Genomic DNA, 25112 nt, shown 5'->3' with positions numbered 1-25112 from the left:
CCGCCGCGCCGGACTGGGGCGCGATCGGACACGGCGGAGGAACACGTGGCTCAAGGCAAGTCGAACGACCGCGAGGCGCGCACCCGGCTCCGGGCCTACCAGGCCCGCCAGAGCCTCCACCGGACCCGCGTGAAGCGCCGGACCCGCGACAACGTCATCGCCGCCGTCGCCGGAGTGATCGTGATCGCCCTGGCGGTCGCCGCCCAGCTCTTCTACTTCTCCGGCGGGCCCGGCACCCCGGTCGCCGAGCCGACGACCTCCGAGAGCGCCACGCCGACGCCGGCCGCCACCGGAGCGAACACCGGGGACGTCCCCTCGAGCGACATCGCCGAGGGCCGCGACTGGACCGGCACCATGACGATCAACACCGACGCGCTCGGCATCACGCTCGCCGGTGCCGCCGCTCCTCAGGCCGTGTCGTCGTTCATCTCGCTCACGCAGTCGGGCTTCTACGACGGCGTCTCGTGCCACCGCCTCACCACCGAGGGGCTCTACGTGCTGCAGTGCGGCGATCCGAACGGCGACGGCACCGGCGGGCCCGGCTACAGCTACGGGCCGGTCGAGAACGCCCCCGCCGACGGGGTCTACCCGGCGGGCACGATCGCGATGGCCCGCCAGTCGGGCAACGGCTACAGCCAGGGCAGCCAGTTCTTCATGGTCTACCAGGACACCGAGCTCCCGGCCGACGCCGCGGGCGGCTACACCGTGATCGGCCAGGTCACCTCGGGGCTCGACACCCTGACCAGCGACGTCGTCGCGAAGGGCACCGCCGACGGATCCGGTGACGGCGCCCCCGCCGAGCCGGTCGCCATCACCTCCGTCACCGTCCAGTAGCGCTGCGGCGCCCCGCCGCCCCGGGCACGAACCCCGGATGCGGGGAGTGCAATAGGCTGAACCCCACTGCCCGTTCGCGGCCGAGCGCGGTCACCGGCCCACCGGCCGTCGTGCCACACCGGCCGACGACCGGGCTGTGAGAGAACAGCCCAATACCGAGGGGTCCGCTGTCGGAGACGACGGGGACGAGTCCGGTATCGAACAGCACGACATCGAACAGCAAGGTGAGGCTCCGAGCGATGAGTGACCAGCAGCCGTGGGGACGGGTCGGCGACGACGGGACGGTCTACGTCCGCGTCGGCGACGGGGAGCGCGAGGTCGGCCAGTACCCCGATGCGACTCCCGAGGAGGCGCTCGCCTACTACGAGCGCAAGTACGTCGAGCTGGCCGGGCAGGTCTCGCTGCTCGAGCAGCGCGCGAAGCGGGGTGCTCCGGCGGGAGACGTCGCCCGCGCCGTGCAGTCGCTGACCGCGGCGATCGCCGACGCCCGCGCCGTCGGAGACCTCGAGTCGCTGCAGAAGCGCATCGGTGCGCTCGGCGGCTCCGTCGAGGATCTGACGGAGCAGCAGGCCGCAGAGTCGAAGGCCGCGCTGGCCGAGGCTCTCGCGCACCGCGAGGCCATCGTCGCCGAGGCCGAGGCCCTCGCGGCCGTCGACCCGGCCAAGACGCAGTGGAAGCAGGCCAGCGCCGCCATCGACGACCTGTTCGCCCGCTGGCAGAACCACCAGCAGCAGGGTCCTCGACTGCCCAAGAACGAGGCGAACGAGCTGTGGCGCCGCTTCCGCGGTGCCCGCACCACGATCGAGCAGAACCGCAAGGCGTTCTTCGCCGATCTCGACTCCTCGCACCGTGAGGCGAAGTCGGCCAAGCAGGCGCTCATCGACCAGGCGGAGGCCCTCGTATCGCGCGGAGCCGAGGCGATCCCGGAGTACCGCGCCCTGCTGGAGCAGTGGCGGGTCGCCGGGCGCGCGGGCAAGCGGTTCGATGACGCGCTCTGGGCGCGCTTCAAGGCCGCCGGCGACGCGATCTACGGCGCCAAGGCCGAGATCGTCGCGCAGGAGAGCGTCGAGTACACCGAGAACCTCGACCTCAAGCTCGCCCTTCTCGAGGAGGCCGAGCCGCTCCTGCAGGAGGAGGACCGCGAGAAGGCCAAGCGGGTCCTGCTCTCGATCCAGGAGCGCTGGGACGCCGTCGGACGGGTCCCGCGCGAGCAGGTCCGCACGATCGAGGACCGCCTCCGCAAGGTCGAGGCCCACGTGCGCAAGCTGGACGAGGACCACTGGAACCGCAGCAACCCCGAGCGCAAGGCGCGCTCGGAGGGGCTCGCGTCGCAGCTGACCGCGGCGATCCAGAAGCTGCAGGACGAGCTCGACGAGGCGAAGGCGCGCGGCGACCGTGCGGCGATCCAGCAGGCCCAGGAGGCGCTCGACGCCCGCAAGGTCTGGCTCGACGCGCTCGGCTGAGCTCCCCCACCTCCCCGGCTGACGCGGATCTGTCCACAGACTCGCCGATGACGTCCCGGAGGGGAGGCGCCTCGTCCACTCTGAGTGGATGACGCGCCTCCCCTCCGTTCTGCTCCCCGGGCACCTGCCCCTCGCCGAGCTCTGCGCCGCCCGCCTCGACGGCGAGCTGATCGCGGTCGACGAGGGCTACCTCGTCGCCGATCTGCCGCTCGGGCCGGCGGTGCGCGCAGCGGCGCTGCTCGCGGTCCTCCCCCGCGGGACGGTCGCCGATCGGCGCTCAGCGGCCTGGATCCACGGCGCGACGATCGACCCGCCGAGGATCCACAGCGCCTCGATCGACCGCCGCAACAGGCTGCATCCGCCGGTCCTGTCCCGGGTCCGCTACCACGAGGTCCGCCTGACGGACGCCGACGTCCTCGTCATCGGCGGGTGCCTCGTGACGACTCCCGAGCGGACGCTGATCGACCTCGCGAGAACCCGCGGCGAGTGCGACGACGCCCTGCTGCGCACCCTGGCCGCGGCGACCGGGACTTCGCTGCCCGAGCTGCTCGAGCGTCTCCGACCCGGTGCCGGGCCCACCGTGGCGGGTCGACGGATCGCGGAGGACCGCCTGAGGACGGCGCTCGGCGCCGCGGGCGGCACCGAGTCGCCCGCGGTCGCTCCGTGAGGGGCTCAGCCGGCGTTGACCCGATACACGTCGTAGACCGCGTCGATCCGGCGGACGGCGTTCAGCACGCGATCGAGGTGGGTGGTGTCGCCCATCTCGAAGACGAAGCGGCTGATCGCGAGGCGGTCGCTCGAGGTCGACACGGTCGCCGACAGGATGTTGACGTGGTGCTCCGAGAGCACGCGGGTGACGTCGCTGAGCAGGCCCGACCGATCGAGCGCCTCGACCTGGATCTGCACCAGGAAGATGCTCTTGGACGACGGCGCCCACTCGACGTCGACGATCCGCTCCGGCTCCTTCAGCAGCTCCTGCACGTTGTGGCAGTTCGCCTGGTGCACCGAGACGCCGGCGCCCCGGGTGACGAAGCCGACGATCTGATCGCCGGGGACGGGGGTGCAGCACTTGGCGAGCTTGACGAGGATATCGGGAGCGCCTTTGACGAGGACGCCCGACTCGCTGCTGCGGCTGCGCGGGCGGGGCGAGCGCGGGAGGGTGACCTCGTTCTCGTCCGACTCCGGATCGCCCTGGATCGAGGCGACGACCTTCTCGAGCACCGACTGGGTCGAGACGTGGCCCTCGCCGACGGCCGCATAGAGCGCCTCGACGTCGTTGTAGCGCAGCTGGCTGGCCACCTCGGTGAAGGTGTCCTGGCTCATCAGCTTCTGCAGCGGCAGATTCTGCTTGCGCATCGCGCGGGCGATCGAGTCCTTGCCCTGCTCGATGGCCTCGTCGCGGCGCTCCTTGGTGAACCACTGACGGATCTTGTTGCGGGCGCGGGGACTCTGGACGAAGTTCAGCCAGTCCTGGCTCGGGCCCGAATCGGGGTTCTTCGAGGTGAACACCTCGACCACGTCGCCGGTGGTGAGCGAGGACTCGAGCGGGACGAGGCGGCCGTTGACCTTGGCCCCCATCGTGCGGTGACCGACCTCGGTGTGCACCGCGTACGCGAAGTCGACCGGAGTCGCGCCGGTCGGCAGGCCGATGACCCGGCCCTTCGGCGTGAAGACGTAGACCTCCTTGGCCCCGATCTCGAAGCGGAGGGAGTCGAGGAACTCGTTGGGGTCGGTCGTCTCGGACTGCCAGTCCGAGAGGTGGGCGAGCCAGGCGAGGTCGGTGTCGTTCGAGCCGTCGGTGGGCACCTTGCCGGTGGCCATCTGCTCCTTGTACTTCCAGTGCGCAGCGATGCCGAACTCGGCGTGCTGGTGCATCTCGTTGGTGCGGATCTGGATCTCGACCGCACGGCCCTTCGGGCCCACGACGGTCGTGTGCAGCGACTGATAGAGGTTGAACTTGGGGGTCGCGATGTAGTCCTTGAAGCGGCCCGGCATCGGGGTCCAGCGCGCATGGATGGAGCCGAGCACGGCGTAGCAGTCGCGCACCGAGTTGACGAGCACGCGGATGCCGACGAGGTCGTAGATCTCGTCGAACTCGCGACCGCGGACGACCATCTTCTGGTAGATCGAGTAGTACTGCTTCGGCCGGCCGACGACGCGGCCGCGGATCTTGCCGGCGCGGAGGTCCTCGCTGATGAGGTCGATGACGTTCTGGACGAACTCCTCGCGCTGCGGCGTGCGCACCTTCACGAGGCTCTCGATCTCGTTGTAGATCTTGGGGTAGAGCACGGCGAACGAGAGGTCCTCGAGCTCCCACTTGATCGCCTGGATGCCGAGGCGGTGCGCCAGGGGGGCGTAGATCTCGAGGGTCTCCGTCGCCTTGCGGGCCGCCGACTCCGCCGGGACGAAGCCCCAGGTGCGGGCGTTGTGCAGGCGGTCGGCGAGCTTGATGATCAGCACGCGGATGTCCTTCGACATCGCGACGATCATCTTGCGGACGGTCTCGGCCTGCGCGCTGTCGCCGTACTTGACCTTGTCGAGCTTCGTGACTCCGTCGACCAGCATCGCGACCTCGTCGCCGAAGTCGGCCCGGAGCTCGTCGAGCGTGTAGTCGGTGTCCTCCACCGTGTCGTGCAGCAGAGCGGCCGCGATCGTCTTCGAGCCGATGCCGAGATCGGCGAGGATCTGCGCGACGGCGAGGGGGTGCGTGATGTACGGCTCACCGCTCCGGCGCTTCTGCCCGGCGTGGGCGCGCTCGGCGACCGAGTAGGCCCGCTCGATCAGCGCGATGTCGGTCTTCGGGTGGTGCATCCGCAGAGTGCGCACGAGGGTGTCGACCGCCCCGGAGGGCTGAGCACGCGAGAAGATCCGCGGGACGAGCCTGCGCAGGGCAGCCGTCGAGGACGTGGTCGTCGTGTCGCTCACGCGGGCATCTCCATCGCTCCATTATCGCCCGCGGCGACCTCCGCGGTGACCGCTCCGCCGTGGGCGGACGGGACGGATGTCAGTCGATGCGGCCGGGGGTGCCGTCGCCGGCGACCACCGCACCGCCCGCCGCCGACCAGGCCGTCATCCCGGCCTCGATGTTGGCCGTCTCGTAGCCGGCGCGATCGAGGGCCTGGACCACCATCGCCGAGCGGACTCCCGAGTGGCAGACGACGAGGATCGGCGCGTCGGCCGGCAGCTCGTCCTGCCGCTCGCCGATCTGGCCCATCGGGATGTGGTGCGCGGTGGGCGCGTGGCCGAGCGCCCACTCGTGCGGCTCGCGCACGTCGAGCAGCCAGACCTCGTCGCGCTCGACGAGGCCGACCGCGTCGACTGCGGAGACCTGTGCGTACTCGGCCATCGCGATCCTCCTAGGAGCCCTGGACGACAGGTGTCACGGCGCGCTCGCGAGCCGTGGTGACGCGCTTGTCGTGCTTCGAGATCTCGGGCTCGCGGCTGCGCAGCTGCGCGTAGAGCGGGGCGGCCACGAAGATCGTGGAGTACGTGCCCACGATGATGCCGATCAGGAGCGCCAGCGAGATGTCGCGCAGCGTCCCGGCGCCGAGGACGAACGCGCCGATCACGAGGATCGCCGCGACCGGCAGGGCCGCCACGATCGAGGTGTTGATCGAGCGGACCAGGGTCTGGTTCTCGGCGAGGTTCACCGTCTCGGAGAAGGTGCGCGTGGTGCTCCCCAGCGCCTCGACCGTGTTCTCGCGGATCTTGTCGAAGACCACGACCGTGTCGTAGAGCGAGTACCCGAGGATCGTGAGGAGGCCGATGACCGCGGCGGGCGACACCTCCGTGCCGGTGATGCCGTAGACGCCTGCCACGATCACGAGGTCGTGCAGGAGGGCGACGATGGCGGCGAGCGACATCTTCCAGGTGCGGAAGTACGCCCACATGGCGAGGGCGGCGAGCACCACGAAGATGATCAGGCCGCGCACCGCCTGCTGCGTCACGTCCGAGCCCCAGGCCGCTCCGATGAAGGAGGAGGCGACCTGATCGTTGGGAACGCTGTAGGCCTCGGCCAGGGCGTTGCGGACAGCGGTCGACTCGTCGGTCGAGAGCTGGCTGGTCTGCACGCGGATCGAGTCGTCGCCGACGACCGAGACGCGCGGGACGGCGTCGGCCGAGACCGACGTCACGGCATCGGTCGCCGCGTCCTGGTCGAGGCTGGACGGCGACGTGACCGTGAACTCCGAGCCGCCGGTGAACTCGATGCTGAAGTTGAAGCCGCCCCGCGCCGCCGTCCCGAGGACGGTCAGCAGGATGATCACGATCGAGATCAGGTACCAGGTGCGGCGGCGGCCGACGAAGTCGACGGAGCGCTTGCCGGTGTAGAGGTCGTTTCCGAACTGCGAGAAGCTGGCCATCACGCGTCCTTCCCGTTCGCATCGTTGGACGTCGACCGGCCGGCCGCCTCAGCGGCCTTGCGCTCGGCGATGGTCTGGCGCTTCGCGGCCTCGCGGGCGGCGGAGGAGCCCTTGCCCGCGACGACCGCGTCCTGCGGACGGAACGCCGCCCGGCCGCGGTAGACGGCACCGAGCGCCCGTGGATCCAGCCCGGAGGCCCGATGCCCCTCGGAGAAGAACTTCGTCGTGGCGAGCAGCTGCAGCATCGGGTGCGTGAAGAGGATCACGACCACGAGGTCGATCAGCGTGGTGATGCCGAGCGTGAGCGCGAAGCCGCGGACGCTGCCGACCGCCAGGGCGAAGAGCACGACGGCGGCGAGGAGGTTCACCATGTCGGACGCGAAGATCGTGCGCAGCGCCCGCCGCCAGCCCGCCTCGACCGAGGACTCGAGCCCTCGGCCGTCGCGCAGCTCGTCGCGGATGCGCTCGAAGTAGACGATGAACGAGTCGGCCGTGATGCCGATCGCGACGATCAGACCCGCCACTCCCGCCAGCGAGAGCCGCAGGCCCTCGCGCCAGGACAGGATCGTCACGACGAGGTAGGTGACGATCGCCGCCACCAGCAGCGACGCGATGGTCACGGCACCGAGCACGCGGTACTGCGCGATCGAGTAGACGACGACCAGGATCAGTCCGATGAGGCCGGCGAGCAGTCCGCTCGCGAGCTGCGTGGATCCGAGCGTCGCCGAGATGCTGTCGGAGCTCTGCACCTGGAAGCCGATCGGCAGCGCACCGTACTTGAGCTGGTCGGCCAGGGTCTTCGACGACTCCTGGGTGAACGAGCCGGAGATCTGCGCGTTGCCGTCGGTGATCGCGGCGTTCGTCGACGGCGCCGAGATGACCCTGCCGTCGAGGACAATGGCGAACTGGTTCTGCGAGCCGGTCAGCGCGACGAGTCGCGACGTGACGGCGCCGAAGGCCTCGGTGCCCTGGTCGTCGAACGAGAGGTTGACCGCCCAGGTGCCGGTGCTGGCACCGGAGGACGTGGTCATCAGGCCGTTCGAGGCGTCGGAGATGTCCTCGCCGGTGATCTCGACCGGGCCGAGGACGTACTTCACGGTGCCGGTGTCGTCGCAGGTGATCAGCGGCTGGTCGGCGGGCGCGAGGTTCGGGTCCTGGTCGTTCAGGAACGCGCAGTCGAAGGCGGTGTACTGAGCCTCGAGCGCGGGGGTGATGTAGGCGAGGTCGCTCGCGTTCGACGGCGACGCGGTCGGCGTGGTCGAGAGCGACGGATCCACGGGAGTGGGCGTCGGTGACGAGGTCGAGTCGCCTCCGACCGCGGAGTTCGTGGCCTGGCTGGCGACCAGCACGGGGCGGAAGTCGAGCTTCGCCGAGGCCTCGATGCGCTGCAGCGTCTCGTCGTCGGGGGTCCCCGGGATCGAGACGACGATGTTGCTCGAGCCCTGGGTGGTGATCTCGGCCTCGGACACGCCGGACGCGTCGATGCGCTGACGGATGATCGAGACGGCCTGGGTGAGCTGCTCGGACGAGACGGTCTCACCGTCGGTCAGCTGCGGCTGCAGGACGATCTGGGTGCCGCCCTCGAGGTCGAGCGCGAGCTTCGGAGTCCAGGAGCCGCCGCCCCAGAGGACGGCCGCGGTGTTGAGCCCGACGAGGGCGAGGATCAGGACACCGAGCCAGCTCAGTGAGCGCCGGGCCTTGCGGACGGGGGTTGATGCGGCCACCCAGGGCTCAGCTTTCTCTTCGTTCGACGGTGATCGGTCGGGGTCGAGCCCCGGACGCGGAAGGGCGGGCGAGGCGCTCTCGCGCCCGGCCCGCCCTGGAGACTACTGCGCGTCCGGCTTGCGGTCGCGGTCGAGGGGGTCGACCAGCGGGTCGGCCTGGTGCGCGGAGTCGCGCTCGCCGAACGCGGGCGACTCGGCCGCGACGACCGGCTCGACCTCGTCGGCGTCGGCGACGGCGGTCTCGTTCTCGGTCGGGTCGATGATGCGCGCGATCGCCTGGCGGTGGATCGTCAGGAGCGTGCCGGGCGTCGACTCGATGATGATCTTGTTCTCGTCCTCGTCGATCGAGACGACGGTGCCGAACAGGCCGGAGCCGGTCATCAGCTCGGCTCCGGGGACGAGACCGCTCTTCATCTTCTCCGCATCGCGCTGGCGCTTCTTGTTGTTGCGGAACATGAAGATGATCATCACGGCGAGAAGAAGGACGAGCAGAATGATCGTCGGATCCATGGGTGAGCCTTCCGGAGTGGGTGGCGATCCTCGGCGTCAGTGCCGGTCGTGAGCGGATCGAGCGGCCCGTCGGGCCTTGAAGATTATAGGTCATCCCCGAAGAGCGACTGCTGGGGCCCCGCCGAGGGCGCACCACGAGGTGTGAGGGCGAAGTGCCGCCAGGCCGCCGGAGTCGCGACCCGGCCGCGCGGCGTGCGGGTCAGCAGTCCGATCCGCACCAGGAAGGGCTCGACCACGGACTCGACGGTGTCCGCCTCCTCCCCCACCGACACGGCGAGGGTGTTGAGGCCGACCGGGCCTCCGTCGAAGCGGGTCAGCACGATGTCCATCACCGCGCGGTCGAGGCGGTCGAGACCGAGCGCGTCGACGTCGTAGAGCTCGAGGGCCGCACGGACGGCGGTCACGTCGGCCCGCCCTCCGTGCACGAGGGCGAAGTCGCGGACACGGCGCAGGAGGCGGTTCGCGATGCGGGGAGTCCCGCGGCAGCGGCCGGCGATCTCGGCGACGGCCTCGCCGTCGATGTCGAGATCGAGCAGGCGAGCGGCGCGGGTGAGGACCTGCCGCAGCTCGTCCTCGGCGTAGAACTCGAGGTGGGCGGTGAAGCCGAAGCGGTCGCGGAGCGGATTGGGGAGCAGACCGGAGCGGGTGGTCGCCCCGACCAGCGTGAAGGGCGCGAGATCGAGGGGGACGGACGTGGCTCCGGCACCCTTGCCGACCATGATGTCGATGCGGAAGTCCTCCATCGCGAGGTAGAGCATCTCCTCCGCCGCGCGCGCCATCCGGTGGATCTCGTCGATGAAGAGGATCTCGCCGGGCAGGAGCGAGGACAGCACGGCCGCGAGGTCGCCCGCGTGCTGGATCGCCGGTCCGCTCGACAGGCGCAGCGGCGACGAGCTCTCCTCCGCCACGATCATCGCCAGGGTCGTCTTGCCGAGACCGGGAGGGCCCGCGAGCAGGATGTGGTCGGGGGTGCGGCCCTGCATCGCCGCCGCCTTGAGCAGCAGCTCGAGCTGCCCGCGGACCTTGCGCTGCCCGACGAACTCGCTCAGGCTCTTGGGCCGCAGCGCCCCCTCGAAGGCGATCTCGGCCTCGGAGGCGACCTCGGGACCGAGCACGTCGTCGCTCACGATCGCGCCGCCGGGCCGAGTCGGGCGAGAGCGAGGCGGAGGAGCGCCTGCACGTCGGCAGCGTCGGACGCCTGCGCGTCGAGCAGGATCTCGTCGACGACCTCGGCCGCGACGCGCTCGGGCCAGCCGAGGCCGACGAGCGCCGACAGGACGCTCTGGGCGGCGGTGGCGCCGGGACCCGAGCCGCGGGCTGCGCGCGGGCGGACGGCGAGCTTGCCGGCGAGGCTCAGGACGATCAGCTTCGCGGTCTTGGGGCCGATGCCGGTCACCTTGCGGAACACGGCGTCGTCCTCGTCGGCGACGGCCTGCGCGATGCGATCGGGCTCGATCGCGCCGAGGACGCCGAGGGCCGACTTCGGACCCACCCCCGTCACTCCGATGAGCAGCTCGAAGATCTCGAGCTGCTCGGCGTCGGGGAAGCCGTAGAGGGTGAGCGAGTCCTCGCGGACGATCAGCGTCGTGGTGAGGGTCGTCTCGTCTCCGACGCGCAGCTCGATCGCGTGCTGCGGGGTCACGTTGACCGCGTAGCCGACGCCGTGGACGTCGACGACGGCGAGACTCCCGCGGGCGGAGAGGACGGTGCCGCGGAGGGAGGAGATCACCGCAACAGTCTAGGACCTCGAACAGGCGTTCGAGTGGAGGCCTCCGCGGCGCGCCACGCCCGCTGCGCCGGCGTCTCGTCTGCGCCCGCCACGGGGCCCGACGCGAGCGGCGCGCGCCAGGCGTGGCACACCGCGAGAGCGAGCGCGTCGGCGGCGTCGGCCGGGGTGGGCGGGGCGTCGAGACGGAGGACGCGCTGGATCATCGCGGTGACCTGGCGCTTGTCCGCGGCGCCGTATCCGGTCACCGCGGCCTTCACCTCGCTCGGGGTGTGCATGCCGACCGGGAGCGAGCGGCGCGCGGCCGCGACGAGCGCGACTCCGCTGATCTGAGCGATGCCCATCACCGTGCGGACGTTGTTCTGCGCGAAGACGCGCTCGATCGCCACCGCGTCGGGACGGTGCTCGTCGAGGAGCGCCTCGATGCCGTCGCCGAGCGCGAGGAGGCGGCGCTCGAGAGCGTCGTCGGTGGGCGTCCGCAGCACGCTCACGTGCACGAGCGTCGCCCGCCGGTCGCGGGCGACGTCGACGATGCCCACACCGCAGCGGGTGAGCCCCGGATCGATCCCGAGGACGCGCATCAGAGCGCCTGCCCGGGACGGACCGGGGTCACCGCGTCACTCCTCGTCGTTCTCGAGCTCGGCGCGCACCTCGGGCGTGATGTCGAGGTTCGTGTAGACGTTCTGCACGTCGTCCGAGTCCTCCAGCGCGTCGATGAGGCGGAACACCTTGCGCGCGGTCTCGGCGTCGGCCTCGACCTGGAGCGACGCGACGAACTCGACGTCGGCGGCGTCGTAGTCGATGCCGGCCTCCTGCAGCGCGGAGCGGGCGGGGACGAGCTCGCTCGGCTCGGTGCGGACCTCGAAGCTCCCGCCGTGGTCGATGACGTCGTCGACTCCGAAGTCGAGGACCGCGACGAGCACGTCGTCCTCGGTCACGCCGTCGCCGTGCGGGACGGTGATGACGCCCTTGCGGGCGAAGTTGTAGGCGACGCTCCCCGGGTCGGCCATGGTGCCGCCGTTGCGGGTCATCGCCGTGCGGACGTCGGCGGCGGCGCGGTTCTTGTTGTCGGTCAGGCACTCGACGAGCAGCGCGATGCCGTTCGGGCCGTAGGCCTCGTACATGATCGTCGTGTAGTCGATGACCTCGCCGGTGAGGCCCGCGCCGCGCTTGATGGCGCGGTCGATGTTGTCGTTCGGGACCGAGGTCTTCTTGGCCTTCTGCACGGCGTCGACGAGCGTCGGGTTGCCGGAGAGGTCGGCGCCGCCGATCTTGGCGGCCACCTCGATGTTCTTGATCAGCTTGGCGAACGACTTCGCGCGACGCGAGTCCTTGATCGCCTTCTGGTGCTTGGTCGTGGCCCACTTGGAATGCCCGGACACGGTGCTCCCTCGGAAGTTCGTTTCGGCGCGACCCCCGCAGGCGCCGCCTATCAGCTGATGCAGTCTAATCGAGGCTCCGGAGGCGCGAGCGGTGCCGCGCGAGGACGCTCGCCCGCCCGCGCGGAAGATCGGGACGGGGCCGCCTCGTCGGTCCGACCCGATCCGCCGGGAGGTCTGCAGTTCCACCCTGCTGACGGACGTTGGTCTCGATACGCCCCTGCGGGGCTACTCGACCAGCATGCTCGCGAGCGGACGGGCGGGAGTCCGATCTGAAGGAGAGCCTGCAGATCGGCGAGCCCCGCGAGGCGAACCGTCGATTCGCGTGCGAGCGAATCGGCGTAGCCGTTCGCAGGACGCTCCACCCGCGCGACCACCTCTGAAGGCCGACCGCGCCGGACCGGGCAAGGACCGGCCCGGCCGCGAGCACCGCCGAACTGACGATTCGCGTGTCAGCGAATCGGCGTAGCCGTACGCAGGACGCTCCACCCGCGCGACCACCTGTGGGAGCCGACTGCGCTGCGCCGGGCAGGGACCGGCGCAGACGAGGTTGCTCAAGTAGCAGATCCGCCGCCGGCGGATCTGCTACTTGAGCAACCTCGAGAGGACACGATCCGCGAGGGGCTTCCCGTTCGTCTGGCAGGTGGGGCAGTACTGGAGGGTGGAGTCGGCGAAGATCACCTGGCGGACGGTGTCGCCGCAGACGGGGCAGGGCTCGCCGGTGCGGCCGTGGACGCGCATGCCGAGCTTCTTCTCGCGCTTGAGGTCGGCGGCGTGCAGGCCGACGGCACGGCCGAGGGCCTCCTCGAGGGTGTAGCGGAGGGCGGAGTAGAGGCGGTCGAGCTCTTCGGCGGTGAGGGTGGCGGGCTTGAACGGCGACATGCGGGCGACGTGCAGGATCTCGTCGGAGTAGGCGTTGCCGATGCCCGCGATCCGGGACTGGTCGCGGAGGACTCCCTTGAGCTGCGCGCGGCCGGCGGTGGCGAGGATCGCACCGAGGATCTCGCGGGTGAACGCGGGGTCCAGCGGGTCGGGTCCGAGGCGGGCGACGCCGGGCACATCGCGCGGGTCGGCCACGATCGAGAGCGCGAGGCTCTTCTTCGTCCCGGCCTCGGTGATGTCGAAGCCGGAGCCGTCGTCGAGGACGAGGCGTGCCGCGAGCGGACCCCGGCCCGGCTTGACCGGAGCAGTGGGCCGCTCGGGTCGCCAGCGCACCCAGCCGGCGCGCGCGAGGTGCAGGAGGACGTGGGCGTCGCCGATCGCGAGGTCGAGGAACTTGCCGTGGCGGCTCACTCCGTGGATCGTCTCGCCCGCGAGGGACGACGGGGTGATCGCGACGGTCTTGAGCGCCGAGATCGCGTACACGCCGAGGCTCTCGAGGACGCGGCCGCCGAGACGCTCGTCGAGGTCGCTCGCGAGCGCCTGCACTTCGGGGAGTTCGGGCATGCGACCACTGTGGACCGCACCACCGACACCGTCCACCCCTGGCGGAGCGCGCGGCGCGGTGTGCTCAGGCGCCGAAGCGCGTCGCGGCGACCTTCCGCAGGAACAGCTCGTGGAAGCGGTAGTCGCCGGTGATCTCGGGGTGGAACGAGGTGCCGAGCAGGTTGCCCTGCTCGACGGCGACGACGCGGCCGTCGGCGACGGAGGCGAGCGCGGTCGCCCGCTCCCCCAGCGCCTCGACGATAGGAGCGCGGATGAAGACCGCATGCATCGGCGGATCGCCGATGGCGGGGATGTCGAGGTCGGTCTCGAAGGAGTCGAGCTGGTTCCCGAAGGCGTTCCGCCGGACGGTGACGTCGAGCCCGCCGAAGCTGGCCTGCCCGTCGATGCGGTCGAGGACCCGGTCGGCCAGCATGATCAGCCCCGCGCAGGTGCCGTAGACGGGCAGACCCGCCTCGATCGCCTCCGTCACGGGCCCGGCGAGGCCGAACAGGCGAGACAGCTTGTCCATCACCGTGGACTCGCCGCCGGGGATCACGAGGCCCGCGACCGAGGCGAGCTCGGCGGGGCGCCGCACCAGGACGACCTCGGCGCCGAGCTCGCGCAGCACGTGCGCGTGCTCGCGGAAGTCGCCCTGGAGAGCGAGGACGCCGACATGGAGCCCCTCGAGGGACTCGCGCGTCTCGCCCTCGCCCGCGACGGGCGGCTCGCCGGGGCTACCAGCCACGCTCGGAGAGGCGGTGCGGCGCGGGCACGTCGGCCACGTTGATGCCGACCATCGCCTCGCCGAGTCCGCGGGACGCCTCCGCGATGACCTTCGCGTCGTCGAAGAACGTCGTCGCCTTGACGATCGCGGCGGCGCGCTTCGCGGGCTCGCCCGACTTGAAGACGCCGGAGCCGACGAAGACGCCGTCGGCGCCCAGCTGCATCATCAGCGCGGCGTCGGCCGGAGTCGCGACTCCGCCGGCGGTGAAGAGGACGACGGGCAGCTTGCCGGTGCGAGCGATCTCGGCGACGAGGTCGTAGGGCGCCTGCAGCTCCTTCGCGGCGACGTAGAGCTCGTCGTGCGTGAGCGACTTCAGGCGGTTGACCTCGGCCGAGATGGTGCGGATGTGCTTGGTGGCCTCTGAGACGTCTCCGGTGCCGGCCTCGCCCTTCGAGCGGATCATCGCGGCGCCCTCGGTGATCCGGCGGAGCGCCTCGCCCAGGTTGGTCGCGCCGCAGACGAAGGGCACGGTGAACTTCCACTTGTCGATGTGGTTCACGTAGTCGGCGGGCGAGAGGACCTCGGACTCGTCGATGTAGTCGACGCCGAGCTCCTCGAGGACCTGCGCCTCGACGAAGTGGCCGATGCGCGCCTTCGCCATCACGGGGATGGAGACGGCCGCGACGATGCCGTCGATGAGGTCGGGGTCGCTCATCCGCGCCACACCGCCCTGCGAGCGGATGTCGGCGGGGACGCGCTCGAGCGCCATCACGGCGACCGCTCCCGCGTCCTCCGCGATGCGGGCCTGCTCGGCGTTGACGACGTCCATGATGACGCCGCCCTTGAGCATCTCGGCGAGCCCGCGCTTGACGCGGCTCGAGCCGAACTGCTCGGGGGCGGACGAGGACGAGGTGGTGGTGTCAGTCATGTTCGGGGTGTCCTGTTCTGTGCGGCGTCTTCCGCCGACGGCAGCAATGAGTCTACGAGAGGGTGCCGCATGCGATCCGCGCTGGACACGCACCGCCCGGCTGGTCTAGTCGGCGGGCCAGGCGGCGGCGATGCTCGCACGGACGTCGCCGAGCAGCTGCGGCAGCGCCTTCGTGCGGGCGATGATCGGGAAGAAGTTGGCGTCGGTCGCCCAGCGGGGCACCACGTGCTGGTGCAGGTGCGCGGCGATCCCGGCTCCGGCGACGGCGCCCTGGTTCATCCCGAGGTTGAAGCCGTCGTTGTTCGAGACCTCGCGGATGACGCGCATCGCGGTCTGGGTGAGGGCGCCGATCTCGGCCACTTCTTCTGCGGTGGCCTCGTCGTAGAGCGGGATGTGCCGGTACGGGCAGACCAGCAGGTGTCCGGAGTTGTAGGGGAAGAGGTTGAGGAGCACGTACGCGTGCGTCCCGCGGGCGACGATGAGGCCCTCCTCGTCGCTCAGCGTGGGGGCGACGCAGAACGGGCAGTCGTGCGCGCCGGGCTGCCCCTTCTGGATGTACACCATCCGGTGCGGAGTCCACAGGCGCTGGAACTCGTCGGGCACGCCCGCGAGGTGCGCGGAGCCCTCGGCGCCCTCGGGGATGAGATCGCCGTCGGTCATCAGACCTGCGCCTTCGTCGCGATCGCCTCGCGGATGCGGGCGACGGCGTCGGCGACGGGGATGCCGTTCTCCTGCGTCCCGTCGCGGAAGCGGAAGCTCACCGCGCCCGCGTCGCGGTCCTTCTCGCCGACGATCAGCTGGAACGGCACCTTCTGCAGCGTGGCGTTGCGGATCTTCTTCTGCATGCGGTCGCTCGAGTAGTCGATCTCGGCGCGGACGCCCGACTTCTTCAGCTCGCCGATGACGCCCTCGAGGTAGGGCAGGTACTCGTCGGCGATCGGGATGCCGATCACCTGCACAGGCGACAGCCAGACCGGGAACGCACCGGCGTAGTGCTCGGTGAGGATCGCGAAGAAGCGCTCGATCGAGCCGAACAGGGCGCGGTGGATCATCACCGGCTGCTTCTTCGTGCCGTCGGACGCGGTGTACTCGAGCTCGAAGCGCTCGGGCTGGTTGAAGTCGAGCTGGATGGTCGACATCTGCCAGGTGCGGCCGATCGCGTCGCGCGCCTGCACCGAGATCTTCGGGCCGTAGAACGCGGCTCCGCCCGGGTCGGGGACCAGCTCGAGGCCGGACTCGACGGCGACGGCGCGCAGCGACTCGATCGCCGACTCCCACTGCTCGGGGTCGCCGACGAACTTCGGGTTGCCCTCCTCGTTGGTCGAGAGCTCGAGGTAGAAGTCGTCGAGGCCGTAGTCGCGCAGCACCTGCAGCACGAACTCGAGGTTGCGGGTCAGCTCGGCCGCCACGTCCTCCTGGGCGACGTAGATGTGCGCGTCGTCCTGCGTGAGTCCGCGCACGCGGGTGAGGCCCTGCAGCGTGCCGCTCTTCTCGTAGCGGTAGACGGTGCCGAACTCGGCCAGGCGCAGCGGCAGCTCGCGGTAGCTGCGCCCCCGCGAGCGGAAGATCAGGTTGTGGAAGGGGCAGTTCATGGGCTTCAGGTAGTAGTCCTGGCCCTGGCGGGTGATCGTGCCGTCCTCGTCCTGCAGCTCGTCGAGGTGCATCGGGGGGAACATCCCCTCGGAGTACCACTGCAGGTGACCGCTGGTCGTGAAGAGATCGCCCTTGGTGATGTGCGGCGAGTAGACGAGCTCGTAGTCGTGGGCGAGCAGCTGCTCGCGCATGTACTGCTCGATCTCGTAGCGGATGATCCCGCCCTTGGGGTGGAAGACCGCGAGGCCGGAGCCGATCTCGTCGGGGAACGAGAAGAGGTCGAGCTCGTGGCCGATCTTGCGGTGGTCGCGGCGCGCCGCCTCCTCGAGCCGTGCCTGGTGGGCGCGGAGCTCGTCCTTCGTGGGCCAGGCGGTGCCGTACACGCGCTGGAGCTGCGGGTTCTTCTCGGAGCCGCGCCAGTAGGCGGCGGCGTTGCGGGTCAGCGCGTAGCCGTTGCCGATCATCCGGGTGTTGGGGAGGTGGGGGCCGCGGCAGAGGTCCCTCCAGACCGTGTCGCCGGTGCGCGGGTCGACGTTGTCGTAGATCGTGAGCTCGGGGCCGCCTACCTCGACCGACTCGCCGTCGGATCCGCCGCCCTTGAGGCCGATCAGCTCGAGCTTGTAGGGCTCGCCGGCGAGCTCCGCACGGGCCTCGTCCTCGGTCACGACGCGGCGCACGAAGCGCTGCCCCTGGCGGATGATGCGGTCCATCGCCTTCTCGAGCGCCTTCATCGCCTCGGGGGTGAAGGGCTCGGTCACGTCGAAGTCGTAGTAGAAGCCGTCGGTGACGGGCGGGCCGATGCCGAGCTTCGCCTCCGGGTTGATCTGCTGCACGGCCTGGGCGAGCACGTGCGCGGCCGAGTGGCGGAGGATGTCGAGACCCGCCGGCGAGGAGATCAGGACGGGCTCGATGCGGTCGCCGGGGACGACCTCGGTGGCCAGATCGCGCAGTTCTCCGTTGACGCGGAGGGCGACGACGGCCCGATCCGTGAAGTGCGTGAACCCCGTCCCGGCCTCGGTCACCTCGAAGGACGACTCGTTCTGGGGGGGATTCGACGATTCGTTCGACACGCGCGGGCACTCCTCAGGCTCTGCAGACCCCTCGACTTTAGTCGCCCGCGGGGCGTCGGCGGACCGGTTCCGGAGGCAGGCCGGAACACCTCGCGGAGGCGGCTGTCCGCACTCGAGAGAGTGAACTGAGAAGGAGCCCCGGCATTCGGAGAAGTGATGTCGGCGAATGCGCGGACAACGGTGCCGAATGCTCTCTCGACGGAGATATCGAGCGCCTTCTCCCGCGGTACCGCGAGAATGAAACGGGTTGCAGGAACCCCTGATGAGACGGCGTGTCCGGTCGCGATGCCGCGCGGTTCGGAGAAGCTCGAGACGCATTCCGCCGGTGGACTCGCGATATCACCGGGAGAAGCCGGCGAGTGATATCCGAGAGGGAGGGAGCGCGGTCCGGAAGGTGACCTTCCGAACCGCGCCGGGCTCCCTCTCGCTCCGTCACGATTCCTGGCGGTCGGGGGCGTCCGGGAACCCTCGATGCCGAGGCGCGACCCGATCGCGCGATCGGCATCGAGACGATTCTAGGAGGCGGCCGCCTGACACGCGGTTGGGAGCCAAGAGCTGAGTGTCACCATTATCGTGACCCCCGTAGTGGGGTCGCAGAACGCGCCATTTCTCCCGCTATGTTCGGCAGAGCACCACCAGACCATCGGTCCGGCGGAGATCGCGAACCCTGTCGCGAGACCGCCGCCGACACGAGGCGCCACGTCGCCCGCCCTGCTCATCCTGGGAGCTCGGCGGTCGAGGTGGTGTCGACGAGGCGATGACGCCCCCGCGGCCCCGAAACCGCGACGCGGTCAGTGCCCACCTGAGAAATCCCTTTCCCTGTAAACCCGAAATGCAGGTTGATCCACGTGTACGCACCTTCGGTGCGCCTCCTCGGCGCGCCCATCCCGCTCTGTCCACCCTCGACTCCCCGTCGCCACCCCCCGGCGACCCGAGATACGAGCGGCGGTGAGAGCCGGAGCCGGCGGTGACCGCCGTCTCCGCCGCGGCCCGGCCACCCCGGCGCGACCCCGGCGCCCTCGTCCTCGTGCCCGCCCCGAGAGCGGCGGCCTCGGACTGGCGGCGGCGCTTCTCGCGACGGGTCCTGGCCGCGGACACCCTCGTCCTCCTCGGCGCCGTCGGCCTCTCCGCGGCCCTGCGCTGGAGCGCTGAGCCCTCGACGCGCGACCTCGCCGTCGCGGCCGTCCTCTGCGGCCTCTGGATCGGCGCGGTGCAGCTCTCGCAGCGCCGCCTCGACCAGTACTGCGGATCGGGCGCGGAGGAGTTCCGCCGACTGCTGTCGGCGACGATCCTGACCTTCGGGATCGCCTCCGTCGCCTCGGTCCTGACCCGGATCGACCTGCCGCGCCTGCACGTCCTGGTGGCGCTGCCGATCGGCCTCGCCGGGATGCTCGCCGTGCACGCCCTCGCCCGGGGTCGACTGACTCGGGAGCGACGTGCCGGCCGCTCCCTCTCGCGGGTCGTCGTGCTGGGTCGCACCAGCGACGTCGCGCACGTCGTCGGTCAGATCGAGCGGCGTCGCGGACGCGTCGAGTACGACGTCGTCGGCGTCGCCCTCGCCGACCACGCGGGCGGCGACCAGCGCTCGATCCTCGTGGGCGGGCGCTCCCTCCCGATCGTCGGACCGATCGATCAGGTCGACCGCTCCGTCGTCGAACGACGGGCCGACGCGGTCATCGTCGCGGGCCCGGTCGACGGCGGCGACGCCTTCCTCCGGCGTCTCTGCTGGGCGCTCGAGCCGTTCGCGGTCGAGCTGGTGCTCGCCCCCGGGCTCAGCAGTGTCGCGGGACCGCGCATCCACTGGCGGCCCGTCGACGGCCTTCCGCTGATGCGGGTGGAGCCGCCGCGCTACTCCGGGCCCCGGCACGCGCTCAAGCGGGCGGTCGACGTGATCGTCGCCTCCCTCGCGCTGCTCGTGCTGGCCCCGGCTCTCGCGGTGCTCGCCGTCCTGATCCGCCGCGACAGCGCCGGGCCGGCCCTCTTCCGCCAGGAGCGGGTGGGGCGAGCGGGACGGACGTTCACGATGCTGAAGTTCCGCTCCATGACCGTCGACGCCGAGTCGCGGCTCCTCGAGCTGCAGACGGCGAACGAGGGCTCCGGGCTGCTGTTCAAGCTGCGAGAGGACCCGCGGGTGACGCCGCTGGGACGTGTGCTGCGGCGCTACTCGCTCGACGAGCTCCCGCAGTTCTGGAACGTGCTGCGCGGCAGCATGAGCCTGGTCGGGCCGCGACCCCCGCTCCCGAGCGAGGTCGCGCGCTACGACGAGACCGTCAATCGGCGCCTGTACATCAAGCCCGGCATCACCGGTCTCTGGCAGACCGGCGGCCGCTCCGAGCTCGACTGGGAGGACGGGATCCGTCTCGACCTCTACTACGTCGAGAACTGGTCGCTGACGGGCGATCTGCTGATCCTCTGGCGGACGCTGCGCGTGATGCTGCGCCCGGTCGGCGCGTACTGACGACCCGCGACTCCCCGCACTGACGGCGCCCGCCCCTGATCCACGGGGCGCGCCCCTCGCCCGCTGACGCCCGGACCCCGCGTCGGCTCTCCCCGGCGCGCTCCGCGCCGCTCCTCCGGCGCGCCTGCCGCGCCGCTCCACCACGTCCGCGCTCCCCCTCTCCCTGGTCGGGGAGCGCGGTCCCCTCGGCGTGCCCGCACGCCCTCCTCCTCACCCGAAGGACACCGCCATGACAACCACCATCCCGTCCCGGAGGCTCCGCGTCGCTCTCGTCGGCGCCGGCTACTGGGGCCCGAACCTCGCCCGGAACTTCGCCGCCAGCTCCGACTGGGACCTCGTCGCGATCTGCGATCTCGACCCGGTGCGCGCGCAGAACGTCGCTCGCGCGAACGGCTCCGTGCCCGTCCTCCGCTCGCTCTCGGACGTGCTCGACCTGCCCGGGCTCGACGCGATCGCGATCGCGACCCCCGCCCGCACCCACCACGCCATCGCGATGGCCGCGATCGCCGCCGGACTGCACGTGCTCGTCGAGAAGCCGCTCGCCGACTCCAGCGTGCTCGGGATCGACATGGTCGACGCCGCCGAGCGCGCGGGCGTCGTCCTGATGGCCGACCACACGTACTGCTACACGCCGGCCGTGCTGAAGATGAAGGAGCTGATCGCCTCCGGCTCGCTCGGCGACGTGCTGTTCGTCGATGCCGTTCGGATCAACCTCGGGCTGATCCAGCCCGACGTCGACGTCTTCTGGGACCTCGCTCCGCACGACCTGTCGATCCTCGACTTCATCATCCCCGGCGGTCTGCGCGAGGGCGCCGTGGCCGCGCAGGGTTCCGACCCGCTCGGCTCGGGGCGCTCGTGCGTCGGCTACCTCACCGTGCCGCTCGGCGAGGGGGCGATCGCGAACGTGCACGTCAACTGGCTGAGCCCGACCAAGATCCGCAGGATGGTGATCGGGGGATCCCAGCGCACGCTCGTCTGGGACGACGTGAACCCGCAGCAGCGGCTGAGCGTCTTCGACCGCGGGGTCGACCTGAACTCCTCCCTCCGCACCGGAGCCTCGCGTCGCGACGCGGCCATCTCGTACCGCCTCGGCGACACCTGGTCGCCGGCGCTGCCGGAGCGCGAGCCGCTCGCCGACATGGTCGCCGAGTTCGCGAACTCCATCTCGGAGCGCCGAGCGCCCCGCACCGACGGGCGCGCCGCGCTCCGCGTGCTGAACGTGCTGGAGCAGGTCAGCGACCGGCTCCTGGACGCCAGCCAGGTCAGCCGCACCAGCGCTCCGGCGCTCCGTCTCGAGGAGGCCTCGTGGCTGCGCTGACCCCCTCCCCCGTGACCCTGGGCGGCGCGGACGTCCTCGTGACCGGCGGCGCCGGCACGATCGGCTCGACGATCGTCGACCGCCTCCTGGCGACCGGGGTGAACCGCGTCGACATCCTCGACAACCTCGTCCGCGGCCGCCGCGAGAACCTCGAGGGCGCGCTGGCCGACGGCCGGGTGCGCCTGATCGAGGGCGACATCCGCGACCGCGACCTCGTCGACTCGCTCGTCCGCGGCAAGGACGTCGTCTTCCACCAGGCGGCGATCCGGATCACGCAGTGCGCCGAGGATCCGCGGCTCGCCTTCGACGTGCTCGCCCAGGGCTCCTTCACCGTCTTCGAGGCGGCGGCCGCTCACCGCGTCGGCCGCGTCGTCGCCGCGTCGAGCGCCTCGATCTACGGTCTCGCGACCCGCTTCCCCACCCACGAGCGGCACCACCCCTACGCCAACGACACGATCTACGGCGCGGCGAAGGCCTTCAACGAGGGCATGCTGACCAGCTTCGGCGCGATGGCGGGCCTGCACTCGACGGCGCTGCGCTACTTCAACGTCTACGGACCGCGGATGGACGTGCACGGCCTCTACACCGAGGTGCTCGTGCGCTGGATGGAGCGGATCGAGTCGGGGGTGCCGCCGCTGATCCTCGGTGACGGCAGCCAGACGATGGACTTCGTGCACGTCGACGACGTCGCCCGCGCCAACGTGATCGCGGCCACCGCGGGGCACGACGGGGCGTTCAACATCGGCGCCGGAGTCGAGACCAGCCTCCTCGATCTCGCCCGCACGCTCCTGCAGGTGATGGAGTCGGACCTCGAGGTCGAGTTCGCGCCCGCCCGCTCGGTCAACAGCGTCACCCGGCGCCTGGCCGACACGCGTGCGGCGCGCGACGAGCTCGGCTTCGTCGCCGACATCGACCTGGCGAGCGGGCTGCGCTCGCTCGTGCAGTGGTGGCGCGGCGAGCGCGCCGACGCTCCTGCGCTGAGCGGGGCGAGCCGATGAGCGCCGACGTGCTGCCGCGCATCGACGTCATGCGCCCGTGGCTCGGCCAGGAAGAGGTGGACGCCCTCGCCGAGGTCGTCGCCTCCGGCTGGATCGCCCAGGGTCCGCGGGTCGCGCGGTTCGAGGAGGCGTTCGCCTCCGCGATGGGCGTCGACCACGCGGTCGCGCTGTCGAGCTGCACGACGGCCCTCCACCTGGGCCTGGTCGTCGCGGGAGTGACGGTGGGCGACGACGTGGTGGTCCCCTCCTTCTCGTTCATCGCCACTGCCAACGCCGTCGTGCACACCGGGGCCCGCCCCGTCTTCGCCGATGTCGACCCGGTCACCGGGAACGTCACGGCCGAGACGATCAGGGCGGCGCTCGCCCCCGCGACCCGCGCGGTGATCGCGGTCGACCAGGGCGGAGTCCCGGTCGACCTCGATCCGATCCGCGCGCTGTGCGATCCGCTCGGGATCGTCGTGCTCGAGGACGCGGCCTGCGGGGCCGGTGCGCAGTACCGCGGCCGCCCGGTCGGAGCCTCCGCCGCCCTGACGGCGTGGTCGTTCCACCCGCGCAAGCTCCTCACCACCGGCGAGGGCGGGATGCTGACCACGAACGACGCCGGCCTCGCGGCGCGCGCCCGCCGCCTCCGCGAGCACTCGATGTCGGTGTCGGCGGCCGATCGCCACGGCAGCCTGCTGGCACCGCCCGAGCAGTACGACGAGGTCGGCTTCAACTACCGGATGACGGACTTGCAGGCGGCCCTCGGTCTCGTGCAGCTCGGCCGGCTCGGCGAGCTCGTGGCCCGCCGTCGCGCGCTCGCGGCGCGGTACTCGGAGGCGTTCGCACCGGTCCCGGGCCTGCGCCCGGTCGAGGACCCCGCGCACGGCACCGGCAACTACCAGTCGTACTGGGTGGAGATCGGCGACGAGTACCCGCTCGATCGCGACGGACTGATGGCCGAGCTCGCCTCGCGCGGGATCTCGGCGCGGCGCGGGATCATGGCGGCCCACCGCCAGCCTCCGTACCGCGAGCACCCGGGAGCGGACCGACTGCCCGTCACCGAGCGGCTCACGGACCGCACGCTGATCCTGCCGCTCTTCCACGCCCTCACCGCCGAGGAGCAGGACCGCGTCATCGACGCCGTCCTCGCCCCCGCGCGCCTCACGGAGGTGCCCGCGGATGCCTGAGCTGATCATCGTCGGCGCGAGCGGACTGGCGCGGGAGACCCTCGCGCTGGTCGCCGCCTCCGGCCGGCACAGACCCGTCGCCGTGGTCGACGACGGCGCGGCCCGCTGGGGCTCCGAGCTGGCGGGAGTCCCCGTGATCGGCGGACTCGACGCGGTCCGCGAGCACCCGCGCGCCGAGATCGTCGTCTGCGTCGGCCACGGCAGCGCGCGCGCCCGCCTCGTCGACCGGCTGCGCGCGGTGGGAGTCGTCGACTCGCGCTACGCCCGGCTGGTCCACCCCGACGTGCACGTCCCCGACGACTGCCGGATCGGTGCGGGGAGCATCGTGATGGCGGGCGTCGTCCTCACGGCCGATGTATCGCTCGGCCGCCACGTCGTCACGATGCCCAACGTCACCCTGACCCATGGCAACCGCATCGGCTCCTTCACGACGCTCTGCGCCGGCGTCATCCTCGGCGGCGGCGTGCGCGTGGGTGAGGAGGCGTACCTCGGCATGGGCGCGTCGGTGCGCGAGCGCGCCCGCATCGGCCGCAGGGCGACCCTCGGGATGGGCGCGGTCCTGCTCCGCGACCAGCCGGCCGGGGAGACCTGGGTCGGCGTCCCCGCTGCGGCGCGGATCGATCCGGCACCGGTCCGCCGCGCCGGCACCGCGCTCGAGGGAGCGAGCGCATGAGCGCCGTCCGCGGGCACCGCACCCCGGCCCTCGCTCCGAGCGGCGCCCCCGCGCTCGTCTCGGTCGTGATCGCGGTCGAGGAGCACGACGACCGCCTGCCGCGGGCCCTCGCGAGCGTGCTCGCGCAGACCGGCGTCCGCCTGGACGTCGTCGTCGTGACGGCCTGGTCGCTCGCGGTGACGGATCCGCGGGTCCGGGTCGTCCCCTCCCGCGCCGGGGCGCTCGAGGCCCGCAACCTCGGTCTGGCGCTCGCCTCGGGGGACGCCGTGATGGTGCTCCCCGTGACCGACGTCCTGACCGAGGGGGCACTCGAGCGCGCCGCCGCGCTGCTCGCCGCGCACCCGTGGATCGGCGCCGTCTACGGCGCGGCCGAGATCTCGGACGCCACCGCGCCCGAGGCCCGCGGACGGGTCGACTGGACGCTGTGGAGCGGCTCGGACTGGATCGAGCGGACCTCGCGTCACGGCTCCGATCTCGTTCTCGACCACGCGGCGCTCGTGCGCCGGAGCGTCGCCGACGCGCTGGGCGGCTACGCCGTCGACCTGCCGCGCACCGCCGATCTCGACTACTGGCTCCGGCTCGCCGCCGTGAGCGGCGTGGGACGGATCAACGGAGTCGCGCAGACGCTCTGCCGGCCGCTGCCCGCCGCCGATCCCCTCGCCGAGCTGCGGGAGCGGCACGACGCGCTCGAGCGCTTCTTCGAGAGCGCCGGACACGACTGGAGCGGCCGCACCGCCCGCGGCGGCGACCGGCGCGAGC

The 25112-nt window shown here is 71.4% G+C and carries 23 protein-coding genes; 9 read left to right on the top strand and 14 right to left on the bottom strand.

The window, feature by feature from the left end; all coding sequences use genetic code 11:
• The first annotated feature begins 45 nt into the window (after nucleotides 1-45).
• The 3 genes from GRS92_RS03465 (at nucleotide 46) to GRS92_RS03455 (ending at nucleotide 2964) form a co-directional block, all read left to right on the top strand.
• On the top strand, nucleotides 46-834 hold the full coding sequence (locus GRS92_RS03465) for a peptidylprolyl isomerase (protein WP_159853375.1): 789 nt from the start codon (nucleotides 46-48) through the stop codon (nucleotides 832-834).
• A 239-nt stretch (nucleotides 835-1073) separates the two neighbouring features.
• Nucleotides 1074-2297, top strand: a complete 1224-nt coding sequence (locus GRS92_RS03460) for a DUF349 domain-containing protein (protein ID WP_159853373.1) — start codon at nucleotides 1074-1076, stop codon at nucleotides 2295-2297.
• Between the two features lie 88 nt (nucleotides 2298-2385).
• Nucleotides 2386-2964: a hypothetical protein gene (locus GRS92_RS03455; RefSeq protein WP_159853371.1), complete on the top strand. Its 579-nt coding sequence runs from the start codon at nucleotides 2386-2388 to the stop codon at nucleotides 2962-2964.
• 5 nt (nucleotides 2965-2969) lie between these two features.
• Here the strand turns inward: GRS92_RS03455 and GRS92_RS03450 are convergent, their stop codons facing one another.
• The 14 genes from GRS92_RS03450 to thrS form a co-directional block, all read right to left on the bottom strand.
• Nucleotides 2970-5222 (bottom strand): RelA/SpoT family protein, encoded by a 2253-nt coding sequence (locus tag GRS92_RS03450; protein ID WP_159853369.1) that lies wholly within the window; start codon nucleotides 5220-5222, stop codon nucleotides 2970-2972.
• A 79-nt stretch (nucleotides 5223-5301) separates the two neighbouring features.
• Nucleotides 5302-5643, bottom strand: a complete 342-nt coding sequence (locus tag GRS92_RS03445; RefSeq protein WP_159853367.1) for a rhodanese-like domain-containing protein — start codon at nucleotides 5641-5643, stop codon at nucleotides 5302-5304.
• Nucleotides 5644-5653: 10 nt separating this feature from the next.
• Nucleotides 5654-6658 (bottom strand): protein translocase subunit SecF, encoded by a 1005-nt coding sequence (secF, locus tag GRS92_RS03440; RefSeq protein WP_159853365.1) that lies wholly within the window; start codon nucleotides 6656-6658, stop codon nucleotides 5654-5656.
• A complete protein-coding gene (gene secD, locus GRS92_RS03435) occupies nucleotides 6658-8382 on the bottom strand; it encodes a protein translocase subunit SecD (protein ID WP_159853363.1) in 1725 nt (574 codons plus the stop codon). The genes secF and secD overlap by 1 nt, the downstream gene beginning before the upstream one ends.
• A gap of 102 nt (nucleotides 8383-8484) precedes the next feature.
• Complete coding sequence (yajC, locus tag GRS92_RS03430) at nucleotides 8485-8892, bottom strand: preprotein translocase subunit YajC (RefSeq protein ID WP_159853361.1); 408 nt, start codon at nucleotides 8890-8892, stop codon at nucleotides 8485-8487.
• A gap of 83 nt (nucleotides 8893-8975) precedes the next feature.
• Nucleotides 8976-10019: a Holliday junction branch migration DNA helicase RuvB gene (gene ruvB, locus GRS92_RS03425; protein ID WP_159853359.1), complete on the bottom strand. Its 1044-nt coding sequence runs from the start codon at nucleotides 10017-10019 to the stop codon at nucleotides 8976-8978.
• Entirely contained in the window at nucleotides 10016-10621 is a 606-nt protein-coding gene (gene ruvA / locus GRS92_RS03420) for a Holliday junction branch migration protein RuvA (protein ID WP_159853357.1), read from the bottom strand. Before ruvA ends, ruvB begins: the two co-directional genes overlap by 4 nt.
• Nucleotides 10618-11199: a crossover junction endodeoxyribonuclease RuvC gene (gene ruvC, locus GRS92_RS03415; protein ID WP_159853355.1), complete on the bottom strand. Its 582-nt coding sequence runs from the start codon at nucleotides 11197-11199 to the stop codon at nucleotides 10618-10620. The genes ruvA and ruvC overlap by 4 nt, the downstream gene beginning before the upstream one ends.
• A 36-nt stretch (nucleotides 11200-11235) precedes the next feature.
• Nucleotides 11236-12000 (bottom strand): YebC/PmpR family DNA-binding transcriptional regulator, encoded by a 765-nt coding sequence (locus tag GRS92_RS03410; RefSeq protein WP_159853353.1) that lies wholly within the window; start codon nucleotides 11998-12000, stop codon nucleotides 11236-11238.
• Between the two features lie 582 nt (nucleotides 12001-12582).
• Entirely contained in the window at nucleotides 12583-13443 is an 861-nt protein-coding gene (locus tag GRS92_RS03405) for an Fpg/Nei family DNA glycosylase (protein ID WP_159853351.1), read from the bottom strand.
• Between the two features lie 64 nt (nucleotides 13444-13507).
• Nucleotides 13508-14050 carry a pyridoxal 5'-phosphate synthase glutaminase subunit PdxT gene (gene pdxT / locus GRS92_RS03400; protein WP_235021824.1) on the bottom strand — a complete coding sequence of 181 codons (543 nt, stop codon included), beginning with the start codon at nucleotides 14048-14050 and terminating at the stop codon, nucleotides 13508-13510.
• 106 nt (nucleotides 14051-14156) lie between these two features.
• On the bottom strand, nucleotides 14157-15074 hold the full coding sequence (gene pdxS / locus GRS92_RS03395; protein WP_159853347.1) for a pyridoxal 5'-phosphate synthase lyase subunit PdxS: 918 nt from the start codon (nucleotides 15072-15074) through the stop codon (nucleotides 14157-14159).
• A 105-nt stretch (nucleotides 15075-15179) separates the two neighbouring features.
• Complete coding sequence (locus GRS92_RS03390; RefSeq protein ID WP_159853345.1) at nucleotides 15180-15734, bottom strand: HIT family protein; 555 nt, start codon at nucleotides 15732-15734, stop codon at nucleotides 15180-15182.
• Nucleotides 15734-17689, bottom strand: a complete 1956-nt coding sequence (thrS, locus tag GRS92_RS03385; protein WP_235021823.1) for a threonine--tRNA ligase — start codon at nucleotides 17687-17689, stop codon at nucleotides 15734-15736. The genes GRS92_RS03390 and thrS overlap by 1 nt, the downstream gene beginning before the upstream one ends.
• Nucleotides 17690-18704: 1015 nt before the next feature.
• Here thrS and GRS92_RS03380 point away from each other — a divergent pair.
• The 6 genes from GRS92_RS03380 to GRS92_RS03355 all read left to right on the top strand — a co-directional run.
• The gene (locus GRS92_RS03380; protein ID WP_159853341.1) at nucleotides 18705-20195 is read left to right on the top strand and encodes a sugar transferase; all 1491 of its coding nucleotides are present in this window, start codon (nucleotides 18705-18707) and stop codon (nucleotides 20193-20195) included.
• A 229-nt stretch (nucleotides 20196-20424) separates the two neighbouring features.
• Complete coding sequence (locus GRS92_RS03375) at nucleotides 20425-21513, top strand: Gfo/Idh/MocA family protein (RefSeq protein WP_159853331.1); 1089 nt, start codon at nucleotides 20425-20427, stop codon at nucleotides 21511-21513.
• On the top strand, nucleotides 21501-22511 hold the full coding sequence (locus GRS92_RS03370; RefSeq protein ID WP_235021804.1) for an NAD-dependent epimerase/dehydratase family protein: 1011 nt from the start codon (nucleotides 21501-21503) through the stop codon (nucleotides 22509-22511). The genes GRS92_RS03375 and GRS92_RS03370 overlap by 13 nt, the downstream gene beginning before the upstream one ends.
• Complete coding sequence (locus GRS92_RS03365) at nucleotides 22508-23680, top strand: DegT/DnrJ/EryC1/StrS family aminotransferase (RefSeq protein WP_159853329.1); 1173 nt, start codon at nucleotides 22508-22510, stop codon at nucleotides 23678-23680. Before GRS92_RS03370 ends, GRS92_RS03365 begins: the two co-directional genes overlap by 4 nt.
• Nucleotides 23673-24353, top strand: coding sequence for an acetyltransferase (locus GRS92_RS03360; RefSeq protein WP_159853327.1), 681 nt, complete (start codon nucleotides 23673-23675; stop codon nucleotides 24351-24353). Before GRS92_RS03365 ends, GRS92_RS03360 begins: the two co-directional genes overlap by 8 nt.
• A partial coding sequence (locus GRS92_RS03355; protein WP_327437420.1) for a glycosyltransferase occupies nucleotides 24350-25112 on the top strand: 763 nt, incomplete at its 3' end. The genes GRS92_RS03360 and GRS92_RS03355, both read left to right, overlap by 4 nt.

The sequence above is a fragment of the Rathayibacter sp. VKM Ac-2754 genome (assembly GCF_009807095.1).
In the GTDB taxonomy this organism is placed as follows: domain Bacteria; phylum Actinomycetota; class Actinomycetes; order Actinomycetales; family Microbacteriaceae; genus Rathayibacter.
The sequence above is the reverse complement of the archived record's forward strand: the minus strand, read 5'-3'. Positions and strand labels throughout refer to the sequence as shown.